At 52.2% G+C, this 18,004-nt stretch carries 12 protein-coding genes and 2 pseudogenes; 10 read left to right on the plus strand and 4 right to left on the minus strand.

Annotated elements, in window-relative coordinates:
• Window positions 1-146: 146 nt before the first annotated feature.
• On the minus strand, window positions 147-983 hold the full coding sequence (locus KP699_RS11350) for an ABC transporter ATP-binding protein (protein WP_215762693.1): 837 nt from the start codon (window positions 981-983) through the stop codon (window positions 147-149).
• Between the two features lie 3 nt (window positions 984-986).
• Window positions 987-1,862 carry an ABC transporter permease gene (locus tag KP699_RS11355; RefSeq protein ID WP_215762694.1) on the minus strand — a complete coding sequence of 292 codons (876 nt, stop codon included), beginning with the start codon at window positions 1,860-1,862 and terminating at the stop codon, window positions 987-989.
• A gap of 207 nt (window positions 1,863-2,069) precedes the next feature.
• Between KP699_RS11355 and KP699_RS11360 the strand changes: the two genes are divergently transcribed.
• Together KP699_RS11360 and KP699_RS11365 are read left to right on the plus strand one after the other, a co-directional pair.
• Window positions 2,070-3,002, plus strand: a complete 933-nt coding sequence (locus KP699_RS11360) for a ribose-phosphate pyrophosphokinase (protein ID WP_025828094.1) — start codon at window positions 2,070-2,072, stop codon at window positions 3,000-3,002.
• Between the two features lie 5 nt (window positions 3,003-3,007).
• A complete protein-coding gene (locus KP699_RS11365) occupies window positions 3,008-3,610 on the plus strand; it encodes a histidine phosphatase family protein (protein WP_215762695.1) in 603 nt (200 codons plus the stop codon).
• A gap of 499 nt (window positions 3,611-4,109) precedes the next feature.
• Here KP699_RS11365 and KP699_RS11370 read toward each other — a convergent pair whose 3' ends face one another.
• Together KP699_RS11370 and KP699_RS11375 are read right to left on the minus strand one after the other, a co-directional pair.
• Window positions 4,110-7,130 (minus strand): glycosyltransferase, encoded by a 3,021-nt coding sequence (locus tag KP699_RS11370; protein WP_215762696.1) that lies wholly within the window; start codon window positions 7,128-7,130, stop codon window positions 4,110-4,112.
• A gap of 195 nt (window positions 7,131-7,325) precedes the next feature.
• The gene (locus tag KP699_RS11375) at window positions 7,326-8,744 is read right to left on the minus strand and encodes an FAD-binding oxidoreductase (RefSeq protein ID WP_215762697.1); all 1,419 of its coding nucleotides are present in this window, start codon (window positions 8,742-8,744) and stop codon (window positions 7,326-7,328) included.
• Window positions 8,745-8,936: 192 nt separating this feature from the next.
• Here KP699_RS11375 and cas3 point away from each other — a divergent pair, with 192 nt between their 5' ends.
• From cas3 to KP699_RS11415, 8 genes and pseudogenes are all read left to right on the plus strand, one after another.
• Entirely contained in the window at window positions 8,937-11,330 is a 2,394-nt protein-coding gene (cas3, locus tag KP699_RS11380; protein WP_215762698.1) for a CRISPR-associated helicase Cas3', read from the plus strand.
• Window positions 11,331-11,698: 368 nt separating this feature from the next.
• Window positions 11,699-12,379, plus strand: coding sequence for a type I-C CRISPR-associated protein Cas5c (cas5c, locus tag KP699_RS11385; RefSeq protein WP_215762699.1), 681 nt, complete (start codon window positions 11,699-11,701; stop codon window positions 12,377-12,379).
• On the plus strand, window positions 12,376-14,196 hold the full coding sequence (gene cas8c / locus KP699_RS11390; protein ID WP_215762700.1) for a type I-C CRISPR-associated protein Cas8c/Csd1: 1,821 nt from the start codon (window positions 12,376-12,378) through the stop codon (window positions 14,194-14,196). The genes cas5c and cas8c overlap by 4 nt, the downstream gene beginning before the upstream one ends.
• Window positions 14,193-15,140, plus strand: coding sequence for a type I-C CRISPR-associated protein Cas7/Csd2 (gene cas7c / locus KP699_RS11395; protein WP_215762701.1), 948 nt, complete (start codon window positions 14,193-14,195; stop codon window positions 15,138-15,140). Before cas8c ends, cas7c begins: the two co-directional genes overlap by 4 nt.
• 147 nt (window positions 15,141-15,287) lie before the next feature.
• Window positions 15,288-15,794, plus strand: a pseudogene (cas4, locus tag KP699_RS11400) (CRISPR-associated protein Cas4); the annotation flags it as partial.
• A 5-nt stretch (window positions 15,795-15,799) separates the two neighbouring features.
• Window positions 15,800-16,840, plus strand: a complete 1,041-nt coding sequence (gene cas1c / locus KP699_RS11405; RefSeq protein WP_215762702.1) for a type I-C CRISPR-associated endonuclease Cas1c — start codon at window positions 15,800-15,802, stop codon at window positions 16,838-16,840.
• A gap of 2 nt (window positions 16,841-16,842) precedes the next feature.
• Window positions 16,843-17,133 (plus strand): CRISPR-associated endonuclease Cas2, encoded by a 291-nt coding sequence (gene cas2 / locus KP699_RS11410; RefSeq protein WP_215762703.1) that lies wholly within the window; start codon window positions 16,843-16,845, stop codon window positions 17,131-17,133.
• A 286-nt stretch (window positions 17,134-17,419) separates the two neighbouring features.
• Window positions 17,420-18,004 (plus strand): annotated as a pseudogene (locus KP699_RS11415) (IS5 family transposase); the annotation flags it as partial.

An 18,004-nucleotide genomic window follows, 5' to 3' on the forward strand; every position in this document is an offset into this window, starting at 1 on the left:
AAATGCTCCGTTCTGCGTGCGGGGGCCGTATCGTCTCAATCCGGCGCGATGCCGGGCAGTATGTCACGCCCGATACGCGGTGCGAATGGGGAAAGCTGAATGCCCTGCCTGCCGGGAGCGCACGGCAGAGTGTGGGCGGGAGACCTTCAGGGGAGAATTACCGGTTCGGCAGCATCCGGCGCCGGCTGAATAAGGTCCGGCAGGGCGTCCGGGCTGGCTGCGTCTTTCTCCGGCTCTTCCAGCGGGCGGCCCAGATAGGCTTCCAGAACCTCACGGGTGGAGCCGTCCATCCGGATCTGCCCGTTTTCCAGCCAGATCAGCCGGTTGCACCAGTCCGCCATAATATCGGCCATGTGGCTGGACAGCACCAGAATATCCGCCTTGGAGACCAGTGTTTCCAGCCGCTTGCGGGCACGCTGGCGGAAGGAGGCATCCCCCGCCATAAACCATTCATCCATCAGCAGCACATCGGGCATGATGGCTGTTGCCAGACCAAAAGAGAGCCGGACGGTCATGCCGGAACTGTATGTCTGCACCGGCAGGTCCAGAAAGGAGCCAAGCCCGGCAAAGGCTTCCACATCGTCTTCCACCGCCCGGATGGCGGCCGGGGAAAGGCCAGCGAACATGCCGCGCAGGCGGATATTCTCGCGGCCTGTCAGTTCCATGTTCATCCCTAGCGAGGGGTCAAGCAGCGTGCCAATATGTCCGGTAACCGTCACGCTGCCGCCCACCGGTTCATAAATCCCGGCCAGCGCGCGTAACAGCGTGGTCTTGCCCGCGCCATTCCCACCGACCAGCCCCAGCCTGTCTCCGGGGTTGAGCGTAAAACTGACATCCCGGAGCGCCTGCACCACCACACGGTCCCGTTCATCATGTGTAAACCGGCCGCTCAGCGAGTTGCGGAGGGTCTTTTTCAGGCTGCGGGCGTTGCCGTGATAAAGCGGGAAAGAAATTTCCAGATCACGGACCGTAATACCAACCATGCGTTACACCCAATAGGCCAGACGGGCCCGCATGCGGGCAAACAGCGCGAAGGTCAGCACGGTCAACCCGGCAGACCAGGCAAGGGCTGCCGGCCAGATGGCAGCCTGAACAATGTCACCCGTAAACGGGGTCCGCAGGATTTCCAGCAGCGGGAAAAACGGGTCCAGCAGCAGCCAGTTCTGGCCGGTTTTCATCAGTTCCGGCGCCCAGAGAATGGGGGTTACAAAAAACAGGATTTGCAGCGTACTGGCGACAATGGGTGGCACGTCCCGGAAGCGGGCCCCCAGAATCCCAAGCAGCAGCGTGGCCATAAAGCTGTCAAAAATCCACAGCGCACAGGCCGCGGGCATCGTCCATGACCATGTTGGAACAACACGGAACAGCACAAAAACAACCAGCACCACCGGAATATTGTGCGCCAGAGTCAGTAAATTGCGCACCGTGGCGCGCAGGACATGCAGACTGTAAGGCATCCGGGCGGAATGGATCAGGCTGGCAGCCGATGTAAAGGTTGTGCAGCCATCCTGAAGCGTACTGCCCACAAACCCCCACAGAACCAGAGAGAGCGTCAGGAAGGGCAGATATTTATGCACATCCATATTCATCAGATAAGCATACAGCACGCCCATCGCGGCAACCATGACGGCGGTTGAGGCCGTCAGCCAGAACGGGCCAAGAATGGAGCCGCGGTAGCGCAGCTTGATATCCAGCCAGCCCAGTGTGGTGCCCAGCCGGGCCAGCTTCATCCCGGCGCGGAAGTCTGCCCATGCATGCCGGATGTAGGACGCACCTTTTTCCGGCAGCAGAGTGAGCACCGGCGCGGGTGTGCTGGCGGAAGGGGAATGGCCGGTTACCGGGGTGGTCTGCATGCTGTCCATGATACTTTATGGCGATAGAGAACAGAGGCCCTGTGTGCAAGAGGCCGGGTGGGAAGGGGATGCTCAGAGCGTGCTTTTTTGCCACGCTGAGCATTTGTCTGACCTGTGTCGCATCTCTCATGGATGACAACAGGCTTTGTGGTTGCTAAACCCGGCCCCGCTGTCGCTACTCATCCTAACGTAGAAAAGCCGGGAAGCCTCCTTATTATGAAGATTGTCGCCTGTAACAGCAATCTGCCGCTGGCCAGAGCCGTTGCCGCGGAACTGTCTCTGCCGCTGTGTGATGTGACTGTCCGCCGCTTTGCGGATATGGAAGTCTTTGTCGAAATTCATGAAAATGTGCGTGGCGAGGATGTATTCGTCATCCAGAGCACCTGCACGCCGACAAATGACAACCTGATGGAACTGCTGGTGATGCTGGACGCGCTGCGGCGCGGGTCCGCCCGGCGAATCACGGCGGTCATCCCGTATTTCGGCTATGCGCGGCAGGACCGTAAGTCCGGCCCCCGCACGCCAATCAGCGCCAAGCTGGTTGCCAATCTGCTGGTGGAGGCCGGGGCTAACCGCGTGCTGACGCTGGACCTGCACGCCATGCAGATTCAGGGCTTCTTTGATATTCCGGTGGATAACCTCTACGCCGCTCCGCTATTTACGCGTGATATCCGCACCCGCTACGGGGATCGGGATCTGATGATCGTCTCCCCGGATGTGGGCGGTGTGGTGCGTGCCCGCCAGCTTGCCCAGCGCCTGAATACCGATCTGGCAATCATCGACAAACGGCGTGAACGCGCCGGTGTGTCTGAAGTCATGAACGTGATCGGGGATGTCCGTGGCCGCCACTGTCTGCTGGTGGATGATATTGTTGATAGCGGTGGCTCCCTGTGCAATGCCGCGCAGGCAATTGCGGATAATGGTGCGGCGTCCGTCGGGGCTTACGTGACGCACGGCGTGCTGACCGGCAAGGCCGTGGAGCGTGTCGGCAACTCCCCGATTGAAATGCTGACCTTGACGGACAGCATCATGGCCACTGAAAGTGTTGAGGCAGCGCACAACATCCGGCAGGTGACCATTTCCAAGCTGCTGGCGCAGGCCATGCGGGCTGTCGCTGATGAAAGTTCCGTCTCCTCCCTGTTTGATTGAGATCCATGGCACAGCTTTCCCACCGCTCTTACTGGTATCTTCGCCACGGCCAGACCGACTGGAATCGGGACGGCCTGTCTCAGGGGCGCACCAACGTGCCCCTGAATGCCACAGGCATTGCTCAGGCGGATGCGGCGGCAAAGCTGTTTCAGGACGCCATTCAGACACATGCGCCGATCACGCATATTGTCAGCTCCCCTCTGGACCGTGCTTTCAAAACAGCAACCATTGTCCAGCAGGGGCTGGTTGCGCAGGGGCATGCTCTTCTGCCGCTCACCACGGATACCGGGCTGGAAGAAGTCTGCTTTGGTGAGCAGGAAGGCCAGCCTATGGGAGACTGGTACGATAGCTGGATTGCCGGAGACTACACGCCAGACGGCGCGGAACCGTTTGCGGACCTGCGGTCGCGGGCTATCGCGGCTGTCAACCGGGCGACGGACGCCGGGGGAATTCCTCTGATTGTTGCTCACGGGGCGTTATTCCGCGCGCTGCGGGCCGCCATGAGCCTGCCTGCAAATGTCCGGCTGCCCAACGCAACACCTTTATGGATTCAGCCGCCAGAAGACAAAGTCAGACCGGACTGGCATCTGACTGTCATGGAAGGATAAGACGCGACACTGAGTGTCGCAGCCTTTCTCACTCTACTTTTCAGATGCGCTGATAGAATTTAGTGTAAAAGATGAGAGACGTTGGAAAGATCAGAGACGTCGCGCAAAAGTTCTTGATTATAGAATCTCCCGCTCTTCACGGGCGCTCGTCTGCTGAAGACGAAAAAGGGCTGTTTGGGGAAATTTACAGCCAGCACGTTATGGGATAACCGCTGAGAACATACTTTCTCCAAATTGCTCAAAGACAAACATCATCACAGCATAAGAAAATAGGCCCCACAAATAAAGAAGGGCAATAAACACTAATCCGGCCTTTTTTAGTCGGGTGTTACAATAGAAAAGAATTTCCCTGATTGTCAGGGTCAGGCCGAGAATGAGAAGCACGGGGATTGTAATGAAAGCCCCTGCTAAAGAAATAAGCAATATAATTTCTTCTAGAGGATTTATCATATTTTTCCAAATCAAGAATCTGATTATTTTAAAGGGCAGCTTTGTTTATTCAAAGTAACACCGGGGCTGACAGAGTAGCAAGTGCTTCTCCATGCGTGGTGAAAACTCCTGCATAGTCGTAGGGAGCCATAAGAACAGCAATAAGAGACGGCAACGGGGTGTGGAGCGGAATCACCAGACCGCCACCGGCCTGCTTTATTCTTTCTGCGGGTGCGCCAACATCATACACAATAGCGGCCCGGTTGCTCGTCCATATCTGGGTTAAGACATAGGACCATGTCTCCGGCCAGAGAGAGGGCAGAAAAAACCAGTCAATAGCATACTTGTCTGTGAGTGCCTGAATTTGAAAAGCTTTGTAGCGCCCGGTAATGGTCACCACGCCTGTTTCCATAAGAGGCGTATCATCACAGCTATACCCGATCAGAACGAGATGAAGCGGGAGATGGTGTGTCTTAATAAAATTCGCTAGTTCAAGAAGGATATCATAACCTTTTTCAATACTGATTGCGCCCAGTATCCCGATGATACGTTTTTCATGGTGCTGTTTTTGAGGGAAGAGAAGCGTTTCAGTATTAAGCACTGTTTCCCACGGCTTGATGTCTGGTCTGATAGTCGGAAACTGTCGGGTTACACGGCTTGCCGTATCTCGGGATGGACAGATAACATGCTGTGCGTTGTCCAGAAGAGTGCCGCTCCAGTTTCGAAGTTTCTGGAGTGGAGCGGGGTCTCCCGTTTTGCTACCTAATGTCCGCACGCACGTCAGGCAGGCCTGAAGGTCAGGTTCGCCACAATAACGGTTATGGCTGGCAACAAGGGTGATACGTGGGCAAAACCACGAATAATCGTGAATATAAACGTCATACGGTAAGCCTGACCGTATGAGACGATAAATATTTTCGATGCCGCTCCCAATATAACTGTGAATTTCAAATTTAATGCAGTTAAGATCTTTGTAGAGTGTTTTGAAAGCAAACATATTCCGTGGAATGGTGAGATTAGGATAGTCTTTGTCCCGGAGTGATTTCAGTCGCCACAGAAGCCGACCAGATCTATGGGTGTCCGGATACAGAATAAATGCAAAAATTCCTGCCTGCTCATAGAGAGAAACCCGATGCCAGACATGCTGCAAAATGCCGCCCTCCCGGTCATGCATGATCAGAATGACGGATTTTAAATTCGGAGTGTTGCGGTGTAACCGGGCGAGATCCAGTTGTTTTCTGTAAGATGCAAGAGGATCACGGTTCTGCCATCGGATAATAAGCTGATCATAGCCCGGATGGTGCCCGTTCAGAATTGTCAGGTTACGCGCAATCAGGTCGGATTTAACAGGGCTGAAAGACTGGCTTTCAGCATGCCCGACAAACGTTCCCAGGCAGGCAACATGCCGCCAGCCTAATGCTGTCGCGCGACGGCAAAAATCATTCTCTTCCCCATAACCCTGCGCAAAAAGGTCGTCCCGCAGCAGGCCGGTCTGATCCAGACAGGCGGATTTGATATACATACAAAATCCATGTGCTGTCGGAACCTCCACTGTCTGACCCTGCCAGATTTTTTCCATAACGGCACTGATCTCCTGACAGGTTCTCGCATCAGGCACAGGATTGACTTCCGTCACCGAAGGATAGCTAAAAATTGTGGCGTTATTTGAAAGAGGTGTCGCTGTACCAATGTCAGTCTGCGCATAAGCCGCTTTTTGGAGTTGAGCCACCCAGTTGCGGCAGACCAGCGTATCACTGTTTAGCAATACAACATCTTCATGGGCCACTCGGTGCCGTATTCCTTTATTGACTGATTTTGGAAAACCAAGATTTTCCTCATTATGGACAATAAAAACATCTGGCTTGTTCTCAATCGTAGAAAGATATTCCACAATCTTAATATTAGGAGACGCATCATTGATTATGATAATCCGGGCATGAATCGGTTTGTGCTGCATGCAAAGGTCAATGCAGGTCTTTGTTGTCTCAAACCCGTCGTAAACAGGAACAACAATCAAAACAGGAACTAATTTTCTTATCTTATCTGTTCTTTTGTAAAATGCTCTTGAGTGGAATGTCTGAGGTGTCATGTATTCAGCAGGAAAACGAAGCACGACATTCTCAGCATAGGCCCGTGCAATATCCTCAAAGGGATTCAGAGAAAGAGGACTGCCATATAAAGGGGTCCCGTGTTCAGAGCAGACCCTAAATTGCGTTCCCTTATGCTCAAGCTTTTCTTGTTTTATAAAGAAGGTATGTCTGAGGGTTTCTCCGGAGATATTTTCAGGAGAAAAGAATTTTAGTGTGCTGGTAAAAAGAATAACAGGTTTCTGGGTATGATCCTGAGGTGATACGATCAGTTTGACGCCTCGTTCCGGGTTGGACGGGTAACGGGCCCATCCAGACAATCCATCCGGATCAGAAGTGACAAACCCCTCAGTTTTAAGAAAATGCGTTATTTCAAAGTATCCGCCTAATATTGTCTCTTTTTGAATCTTCACCTCAATATTTTTAAAGAGTGTCCAGTTCTTTGGAAGTTGAACGGTCAGTTTCTGGCCGTCAAGTAGAGTTTCAAAGGAATCGGCAGGATAGAGGGTGCCATCTATAACAAGATGAATGTTTTGTAGTAAAACAGGGCGTCGAAAAACAAAATGTAACTTCCCTGAACCTGAAAATGTGCACCATCCTGCTCTGTTCGTGGTAAAACACATTGTCTGTGCCAGAGCATGAAACGCGGGTAGATCAATTTCTGTGTAATTGGAAAGCAGAGACTGAAATTCTTCTAAAGCGAGTGTGTAGTGAGAAAATCTGAGTCTGGTTGCAACCAGTAAAATACGGCAAAGCCTGGACCCGGACCGGGATCTGATCAGTTCAAACGGTTCAGACGCGGACGGAATGCCAAGAAGAAGGCGTGTCACCCCAATCCCTGTTGTAATCAGCCCATTATCGGGTTCAATTTTCTGCTGATATTCTAAATTTTCCAGATATGTTTCTAAAGAGGAAAATTCATTTTTTGTTGATTGCAGAGCATTATTTATAACCAAAAGAATCTTATTCAAAAATTTTCTGAAAATAATATTCTCTGTAATCATTTAAAATCTTTCTTGTGTTATTCTCATGCCAAAGGGAATATTCAAGAAATTCATTTAGAGAGAAGCCCAGTGGAGTTCGGGTTTTTCCGAAGAAAGAAGTGAATGTTTCAACGTTGAGTTCTTGAGGCTAGCAAGAAACAGAAGCTTCTATAAGAGCCACTTCTGTTTCTGCTGCACTCAGAAGGTATGGGCGTTTTAACCTGTATAGGCCGGACCAGCAGGAAGAAGCTTCCCCGGATTGAGAATATGATGAGGGTCCATGGTGTTTTTCAGGGCGCGCATTACGCTCAGGGCTCCTGCTCCATGTTCTGTTTCCAGAAAATCCAGCTTCCCCATCCCAACACCATGTTCTCCACTGCATGAGCCCTCCAGAGCCAGTGCACGGGCAACAATTTTCTTATCTAGTTCCCACGCCTGCGCGTGCCCTTCCGGGGTGTCTTCTGTAATAATCAGAGTATGAAAATTGCCATCTCCAACATGGCCAAGCAGAGGAGCACGCAGGCCAGAGGCTTTGATATCCTGATACACCCCGTCAATCAGGGTGCCGAGGCGGGAGATTGGTACAATGCAATCCGTTGAAATAACGCGTGCCTGTGGCGCCAGCGCTTTTGCGGCCCAGAACGCATCATGCCGTGCTTTCCAAAGGCGGGAGCGGTCTTCAGCACTCTCAGCCCACGCAAAGCCTAATCCATTATTGGCCTCTGCCAGTGCTTCCGTGGCACTCACCTGTTCCTGCACGGCGGCAGGGGCTCCGGCAAATTCAAAAAATAGTGTAGTAAGCGCACGATACCCTTCCAGTTTAGAAAACTGAATAGAGGCCTGCATCTGCACAGGGTCCATCAACTCCACACGGTTAACAGGAATCCCGCACTGACTAATTTCCATAACAGTCTGCACTGCGTCATGCAGGTTTTCAAACTGGCAAACGGCTGCGGATAATGTTTCAGGCCGCCCATGCAATCTGAGCTGGATTTCCGTGATAACCCCAAGCGTGCCTTCAGACCCGATAAACAGAGACGTCAGATCATACCCGGTCGAGGATTTCCGAACACGTCCTCCGGTACGGATAATTTCACCGGTTGCGAGAACAACAGTCAGACCAAGAACATTTTCCTTCATGGTGCCGTAGCGGACTGCCGCAGTGCCAGAGGCGCGCGTGGCACACATGCCGCCCAGTGTCGCTTCCCCACCCGGATCAACCGGAAAAAACAGGCCCGTATCGCGGATCTGCGCGTTCAGGCTCTGCCGGGTCAGTCCCGCCTGCACGCGGCAGTCCAGATCTTCTGCATTGACGGCAAGAATGTCCGTCATGCGGGAGAGATCAAGACTAATCGCGTGTTCGGGCGGAACGACGTGCCCTTCAATAGACGTCCCGGCGCCAAAAGCGACAACCGGCACACGATGCGCGTGACAGGCGCTCAGAACAGCAGAAACATCCTGCGTGCTTTCCGCAAAAATAACGGCTTCCGGAAGGCGCGCTGCTGTCATTGCCTCGCCGTGGCTATGTTCTTCCCGCACGGATGGGGCTGTGCTGATCTGGGCGGCCATGCTGGCCCGCAGCGTGGTCAGAACAGCATGCAGGCGGTCGGTGGCTGAGGCGGAGTTTTCAGGCATCACGAAATATCCAGAAAGAACCAGAGGCAGTCATAGTCTAATTTTATAAAACAAAATGGGTTTCCGGTAAAATTTCTTTCCGAAATAGGTAGAGGTCTGCGCCAGAGGTAGTGGTGGTTTGTTGTGAGTGCAATGGCTGCGAACAGGCCAACGCCTTAGGCTGACTATGCTCAGGACAGAAAAGAGTATCGGATGCTTTACGCCCATTCTTTGCCAGAGACTCCAGATAAAAAGGGGTGGGAGCCGCTTCTTGAGCATTTAGAGTGTGTTGCGCGGCGCGCTGCCGGATTTGCGTCCCCTTTTGGATGTGCTGTTCTGGCCGAAGCTGCCGGATTGTTGCATGACCTTGGTAAGGCGTCCGAAGAGTATCAGGACTATATCAGCACGCAGGCGGCCAAAGGTCCGGATCACAGCACAGCAGGCGCACGGGAAGCAGCAGCGCGCTATGGTAAGATATGGGGGCGCTTAATTGCGTTTGTGGTGGCAGGGCATCACGCAGGCCTGACAAATGCTTTCCAGAGTGCGCCATGGAGTCCTACGCCACTGAATGAGCGACTGGACCCGGCGCTGCGTATAATACCTGATTACAGTCGATGGAGTTCTTTAGGTCTGAAACTTCCGGAACAGGCAGATTTGAAACCTACAAGAATTTTTCAGCCTGCTCCGGATTATCCGGGGTTTCGGGAATTTTTTCTGACACATATGCTTTTTTCAGCGCTGGCAGATGCAGATTGTCTGGAAACTGAACGTTTTTATGCTGAAGCTGAAGGATTGCCGCCCCCGGCACGAGGCGGGCAGATCACACGGAAACATCTTGAATGCTTACGTGCTGAAATGGCAGGGCGTTGTAATCAGACAACGCCTCTCAACCGTTTGCGTGCAGAGATTCTGGAGCACGCAGTCGGAAAAGCGTCTCTCGCTCCGGGTCTGTTTACCCTGACTGTCCCGACGGGCGGCGGGAAAACACTGACGTCACTCAGTTTTGCATTAGAACATGCCCTGAAGCACGGATTGCGCCGGGTGATTTATGTCATTCCCTATACGTCCATTCTTGAGCAGACAGCGGAAATTTTTAGAGATGTTTTGAAAAGCCCGGACGATATTCTGGAGCATCATTCCGGATTTGAATGGGAAAAGCGCGCACCTGATGCAGAGCGTGATAGTGAACATGAAGGGCGCGAGGGTCTCGATAAATTACGGCGCGACGCAGAAAACTGGGATGCTCCCATTATCGTTACAACCAGCGTACAGTTTTTTGAGAGTCTGTTTGCTGCAAAGAAAAGTCGCCTGAGAAAATTGCATAATATTGCAAAGAGTGTTGTGGTGCTGGATGAAGTGCAGACACTTCCGGTCTCGTTGCTGAGGCCCTGTATGGCCGCACTTGAAGAACTGGCAAGAAACTACGGAACCAGCGTTGTGTTATGTACGGCCACACAACCAGCTTTACGTAAATGTGATGCAGCATTGCCTGCGCCAGTAAATGGACCGGCGCAAGGGTTTGATATTGATCAGTCGCGCGAACTTGCACCTGATCCTGAGGGGCTTTATGCGGCGCTTAAACGCGTGACGGTTGAATGGCTTAATAAGCCTGTGACGGATGAAGAGATTGCGGCACGTTTTTCTGACTGTCCGCAAATGCTCTGTATTGTCAATACGCGGGCCCATGCTCAGGAACTCTTTGAGACAATTAAAAGTTTGCCCGGTGCCCGACACCTGACAACCCTGATGTGTCCCAGGCATCGCAGGCGGGTTCTGGCAGAAATCAGACAGGACTTGCAACAGAAAAGGCCGGTGCGACTTGTCTCAACCAGCTTGATTGAGGCCGGTGTGGAGGTGGACTTTCCAGAAGTATGGCGTGCGGCGACAGGTCTTTCTTCTGTGGCGCAGGCGGCTGGTCGTTGTAACAGGGAAGGGCGGCTGGACGGGCTGGGGCGTACAGTTGTCTTTGAATCTCTTGACCCTCGGAAAACAGCAGATCAGGACGAAGGAAAATCTAGTAACCAGCAGAATAATTTACGTATTCTTCGTTCCATGCTTCCTTTCTGGCAAGCGACCAGAACAATTCGTCGCAAAGGGGTGGACCCTCTTAGTCTGAAGGGTGTGCATCTTTATTATCAGGAGCTTTATTTCAATCAGGGTTATGAGGCGCTTGACGCGGCGACCCTTCCTTCAGGCAGGCCGGGTAAGGCCGGAGAAAAATATCCCATTCTTCCTGCTGTCCGACGCACCGCCTCTGATATGAACTTGCCTTTTGTCACGATTGCATCCGCATTTCGTATGATTGATACAGTACTCGCGCCGGTGATTATTCAGTGGGATGAAGAGGCCGCACAGGTGGTGCAACAATTGAAATTCATGCCATACCCCACACCCGGGATTCTGCGGACCTTACAGCATTACAGTGTTCCGGTGCCGCCTGACGTGCGCATGAAGCTGGTAATGGCAGGCGTATGCACTATTCTGCGTCCCGAGGTGTTTGGGGACCGATTTGTCGTGCTGGAACAGAATAATGATCTTTACGGCGCTCAGACCGGCCTGAGACTGGATGATCCCACATGGCGATCTGAAGAAAGTAATATCTTTTAACATCCCCCGGAAGGCAGAGCTTCCGGGGGGATACTATGGTAAGAACGTCTCATACTACATTTCAATCCACGCGCCAGAAAAAGAGGGCACGACAGCACTCTCCTCCCGAATGTTTTCTGGGGAAAAAGCACGAGGGTTGAGTGTTTCATGAGTGTCAGGAAGGTTTAATGTTTCGAGAGCGTGTGTAAGGGGTTAACAGACTCTTTGTTTTTAATGGCTCTCAAAATTATTATTGGAATATTTTTAGAAATAAGTTCTAAAAGAACCATATTGGTTCGGTTTTTTTCTAAAAATAGAGATTTTACAATTCTTCAAAACTGGTGCATCCTTCTAAGGAACACATCAGGAACAGGCTATAGAGAGGCTCTATGGGGATCAGACTGCATATCTGGGGAGAGCGTGCCTGTTTCACCAGGCCAGAACTCAAAGCTGAGCGTGTTTCTTATGACGTTATAACGCCGTCTGCGGCGCGGGGAATTCTGGAGGCTATTCACTGGAAGCCAGCTATTCGCTGGCACATTGATCGTATTCATGTGCTCAAGCCTATCCAGTTTGGATCATTTCGCCGGAATGAGGTGAGTGCCAAGGCAAACGCCAGAAATGCTGCGACCGCGATGAAAGCGGGTACGACGGCGGGACTGGGGCTCGTTACGGAAGAAAATCGTCAACAGCGTGCAGCGACGATTTTGCTGGATGTGGCATATGTGATCGAAGCGCATTTTACCATGACCGATCGCGCTGGTCCGGACGATAATCCCGCTAAACATATCAGTACATTTAACCGGCGGGCCGAGCGCGGCCAGTGTTTCCACCGGCCGTGCTTTGGGACGCGAGAGTTTCCCGCTGAATTCCAGCTTTTACCAGAGGGAGCAGCCCTCCCTCCTTCGGATTTTCTGGCGCAGACACAGGCTGCTGGCGATGTGGATCTTGGCTGGATGCTACATGATATTGATTTTGCGAATGGGAAAATTTCAAGGTTTTTCAGGGCACGTATTCATAATGGCACTATAGACGTTCCACCGTTTGATAGTCCGGAACTGGCGGCATGACAGAGCAGATCCAGCAAGGGCCTTTGCAGGCTCTGGTCCGGTTTTATGATCGTATGCAGAATGCTCCGGCCTTGGGCTGGAGTCAGGTAAAGTTCGGATGGGCTGTTGTTCTCAATGAAAGCGGCCATCCTGTAGATGTTATGGATTTGCGCGACCAGTCGGGGAAAAAACCTGCAAACCGGTTTTTTATGGTGCCCGCGGAAGTGAAGCGGACAGCAGGCATTTCTCCGAATTTTCTCTGGGATAAAAGTTCTTACGTATTGGGCAGAACTGCGGGAGCAGGCAAGCGGACTGCGCAGGAGCACGCCGCGTTCGTAAAAGAAAATCTTGAGCGTATCGCGGGAGTAGAAGATGCAGGACTTCTGGCACTAAAGGCATTTTTAGAAAACTGGTCTCCGGAACGGTTTGATTTAGAGCCTTTTCAAACTGACATGCTGGACGCGAATATCATGTTTCGTCTGGATGGAGACGCTCGCTATATTCATGAGCGTCCTGCAGCCAGAAAACTCGTAGAGGCACGTGCCCTTGAGGCCGATGGGCATGAAGACAGGATTTTTTGCCTCGTAACAGGGGAGTATAGCAAGCCAGCCCGACTGCATCCTGCGATTAAAGGCGTTGAAGGCGCGCAGACTTCAGGAGCATCTCTGGTTTCTTTTAACTGTGATGCGTTCACATCTTACGGTAAAGCGCAGGGTGAGAATGCCCCGACGTCCGAAGGTGCGGCATTCCGCTATGGTACTGCGCTGAACAGTATGCTCCAGCGCGGTAGTCTGAATCGTGTTGCCCGGCCGATAGGCGATACGACGGTCGTCTTCTGGGCAGAAGCGTCTGATAGACAGGCAGCAGAGGCGGCTGACGCGTTCGGTGCGATTGCTCTGAGCTCTGACAATAAAGATGAGGCTGAAGTTGAAAAAGTTTCTGAAACCCTTAAAAGAGTTTCAAGGGGGGAAGCGCTTCATACCATAAGGCCTGATCTGGGGGAGGGGACGCGCTTTTATGTGCTGGGTCTGGCGCCTAACGCTGCCAGACTTTCTGTGCGGTTCTGGTTGTGTGACACGCTGGACGCCTTTGCCCGTAATCTGGCCATGCATTATCAGGATATTGCAGTAGAACCAGCTCCGTGGCGTAAATTGCCATCACCTTTTTTGCTGGCTGTAAAAACAACAGCGATGCTGGAAAAGGCAGAGAATATTCCAAAGCGTCTTGCTGCGGATATGTTGACTGCAATTTTAACAGGGAGAGCCTATCCCCGTACATGGCTTTCTTCCGTTATCATGCGTTTGCGCGCAGGAGATGATCCAACCGGCTGGCATGCTGCCGCAGCACGCGCTGTGTTGCAGCGTATGAAACGTAAGGCCAATCCGACTATTTCAGAAAAGGAGAGTGTGCCCGTGAGCCTTAACCGGGATTACCCGAATATCGGGTACCAGCTAGGCCGCCTTTTTGCGGTTTACGAGCTTGCTCAGCGTGCTGCGCTGGGTGGTGTGAATACCACCATGCGTGATAAGTATTTTGGCGCAGCTTCGGCTACGCCTGCCAGCGTTTTTCCCGTGATTATTCGTAACGGGCAAAATCATCTGGGAGCTGTGCGCAAAAAACTTTCTGGCTGGTCAGTGATTATTGAAAAAGAACTGGAGGAGATTTTTAATAAAATTTCTCCTGAAGAGCCTTCTTCGTTTCCTCGTTCTTTGCATTTGGAACAGCAGGGTGAATTTGCACTCGGATATTATCATCAGCGGTCCGCTAAGCTTGCTGGTCAGAAAAGTAACCAGTCGCTGCCTGAAATTGAGAATGATCAAGAGGACGAAGACGCATGAATAAGCCTGTAGAAAACCGCTACGAATTTGTTCTCTATTTTGATGTGACAAATGGTAACCCGAATGGTGATCCGGATGCGGGGAATTTACCGCGGCTTGACCCGGAAACCAATAAAGGTCTTGTTTCAGATGTGGCGCTCAAGCGGAAAGTCCGGAACTATATTTCGGCGGTAAAAGAGGGGACTCCCGGTTTTGAAATTTACGTCAGCGAAGGAGCGACGCTGAACGTACAGAATAAAAAATCCTGGGCAGCGGTCATGCCAGACGTGACCAAAGATGAAGAAATGAAAAAGCTGCCCAAGGAGGCCGAGAAGGCACAGGCTCTTACGAAGTGGATGTGTTCAAATTTCTGGGATATCCGCACTTTTGGCGCGGTTATGACGACGGGTGTCAATGCCGGACAGGTGCGCGGCCCTGTGCAGTTTGCATTTGCCCGGTCGGTTGAACCGATTGTTCCACTGGAAATTTCCATCACCCGCATGGCAGCGACAACTGAAGCCGATGCTGAGAAAAAGGGTGGACGCACCATGGGGCGTAAACATATTGTGCCGTATGGTGCGTATCGTGTTCATGGCTTTGTCTCTGCTCCTCTTGCATCCCATCCTGTCAAAGGAACAGGTTTTTCTGAAGAAGATCTGGAATTACTGTGGTCGGCTCTGCTGAATATGTTTGAACTTGATCATTCTGCAGCCCGAGGTGAAATGTCAGCACGTAAGCTGATTGTTTTCAAACACGCCTGTAAATTAGGGAATGCACGGGCACAGGATCTGTTTGATCGTGTCAAAACCTTCCGTACGTATCAGGGGTCCAGCTATCAGGTCGATCATGGGTCTGCTCAGAATCCAAAGATGGACAACTGGCCGCCAGCTCGTTTCTGGAATGATTATGAGGTGGTGATTGATCGTGAAAACCTGCCTGACGGCGTTGAGATTATCGAGCGTTAAGCCGTCATGATGCCAAAGCCGGACCAGAGGCAGGATGAGGAAAATCTTGTTCCTGTTTCGGCTTTGCAGCACTATCTGTTTTGCCCCAGACAATGTGCGTTGATCCATATAGAGCAGCAATAGGCAGAAAACGGCGCAACAGCTGAAGGGCGGCTGTTGCATGAGCGTGTTGATTCCGGCGTGCCGGACCGTAAACGTGGTGTGCGCACGCTCCGCACATTGCCGATACGGTCTTTTGCTCTGGGTGTCTATGGAAAAGCCGATGCCGTAGAACTGCACGGGACCGGCAGCGCCCTTGTTCCTTATCCGGTAGAATATAAACGGGGTAGTCCTAAGCCGCATCATGCTGATGAAGTTCAGCTTTGCGCACAGGCTTTGTGTCTGGAAGAAATGTTTGGGTGTGCGGTGCCCGAAGGGGCGTTGTTTTACGATCGTCCTCACCGCCGGACGACCGTGCAGTTTGATCAGGCTCTTCGGGATTTGACTCAGAAAACTGCACAAAAAGTGCAGCATATGTTTGCGTCAGGCAAGACCCCGCAGCCTGTATGGAGCAAGGGCTGCAAACATTGCTCTCTTGAAGCGATTTGTCAGCCACGCCGTCTGGAGAAACCTCTTTGTGTTGAGAAATGGTTTCTCGAAAATCTGGAAGACTGAACACGATGCGTAAACACCTGAACACAATCTACGTGACAACAGAAGACGCCTGGCTACGCAAGGATGGCGCGAATATTGTTGTCGAGGTGGAGGGCAAGGAGCGCGGTCGTGCGCCGTTGCATCTGCTGGAGGGGATTATGTGTTTTGGCCGTATTGGTGCGTCTCCGGCTTTGCTGGCTGCCTGTGCGGAAAACGGTATTGCGTTTTCCTATCTTTCACCTACCGGACGTTTTCTGGCACGGGTTGAAGGACCAAGGTCAGGCAATGTGCTGCTGCGGCGCACACAATATCGGGTGGCAGATGACACCACCCGGAGTGTCTTGATTGCCCGGTATATCGTGGCTGCAAAGGTTGCCAACCAACGGACAGTTATACGGCGTGTCTTGCGAGACTACGGCGCTTCGTCCCCTGAAGCGAGCCAGAAAGCCCTTCAGGCCGCGGAAGCCTGGCTGACAGATACGACGCGCCGTATTGTTAAAGTTACCGACATGGACAGTTTGCGGGGAATAGAAGGGGAGGCTGCCCGAGTTTATTTTGGGGTATTTAACCTGTTTATCCGTTCTGAAGATCCTGCTTTTCAGTTTGGTGGTCGTTCCAGAAGGCCACCGCTGGACCGTGTTAATGCGTTGCTTTCATTCCTGTATGCTCTTTTGGGGCATGATTGCCGGTCAGCACTGGAAAGTGTTGGACTGGACCCGCAGGTTGGATTTTTGCATGCAGACCGCCCCGGTCGTGCCAGTCTGGCGCTGGATCTCATGGAAGAACTCCTGCCTGTTCTGGCAGACAGGCTTGCCCTTAATCTGATCAATCGTGCACAGGTGCGTGCGGCCGATTTTGTCTGCCATGAAGGGGGTGGAATTACGTTGCATGACGATGCCCGTAAAACGGTGCTGACAGCATGGCAGGAGCGCAAGAAGCAGGAAATCCGCCATCCATTTTTAGGAGAAACGATGACCTTCGGTCTTGTCGCGCACATGCAGGCCTTGTTGTTATCACGCTATTTGCGTGGAGAACTGGATGCATATCCAGCATTTATCTGGAAATAGTCATGCTTGTTTTAATAACATATGATGTAAACACAGAAGATGCCGCTGGGCGCAGACGTCTGCGCCGGGTTGCGCGTGCCTGCCTTGATTATGGTCAGCGTGTTCAGCATTCTGTTTTTGAATGTGAGGTCGATCCGGCGCAATGGGCAGAATTACGTGCGCGCCTTCTTAATGAAGCGGATTCTGCAAAAGATAGCCTGCGCTTTTATCAACTTGGTGCTAAAGGGCGTCAACGTGTAGAGCATGTAGGGGCAAAGCCAGTGCTGAACCTTGAGGGTCCGCTTGTTTTTTGACGCCTGAACATTTCTGCAAATAGCCAGTGGCAAGCGGTTTCTGAACGATATTTTCAGATAGAATAACTGAGGTTATTTTGCCGATTCAAGCGTCTGCGCGAACCGTGATCGGTTGATGAAATCTGGGGAGGATCGCGGACTCCATAACATATTGAAAAACAAAAATAATCTTTCGCGCCTTTGACGTGCTAGAGCGTGTCGTCAGTTAAACGGGGGGATTATGAAGCTTGTACTCCCGTTTGATCTGTGATGTTTTCTTCCTGTTTCTGGAACGGGGAGAGTGTGAATGCGACGGTATGGTCTGAGCGATGGTCAGTGGGAGCGGATAAAAGATCTTCTCCCGGGTCGCGAAGGTCATGTCGGTGGGACGGCTGCGGATAACCGTCTGTTTATCGAAGCTGTGCTGTATCGTTACCGTGCAGGCATTCCCTGGCGTGATCTGCCTGCCCGGTTCGGGGACTGGAAGAACGTGCACCGGCGGCTGCGTCGCTGGTGCGAAGGCGGCGTGATCGAGCGGATTTTCCGGCATCTGGCTGCTGACCATGACAACGAATACATGATGATCGACAGCACCATTGTCCGTGCTCACCAGCATAGCGCGGGCGCCCGTAAAAAAGGGGGGTGGATCAGGCCACCGGGCGGTCCCGTGGCGGACTGACCACGAAAATCCATGCCATTGTCGATGCCGCGGGAAAGGCTGCGGCTCTTTCCCTGACGCCCGGACAAAGGGCCGACATCACAGAAGCAGAGCCATTGCTCGATGAAGTCGATCCCGAGGTCTTCATCGCCGACAAGGCTTATGATGCCGATCCCCTCATCGAAAAGCTTGAAGAGCGGGGGATCACACCGGTTATTCCGTCAAAGAAAAACC

Origin of the sequence: Acetobacter sp. P1H12_c (genome assembly GCF_018811975.1) — a bacterium.
GTDB lineage: Bacteria > Pseudomonadota > Alphaproteobacteria > Acetobacterales > Acetobacteraceae > Acetobacter > Acetobacter persici.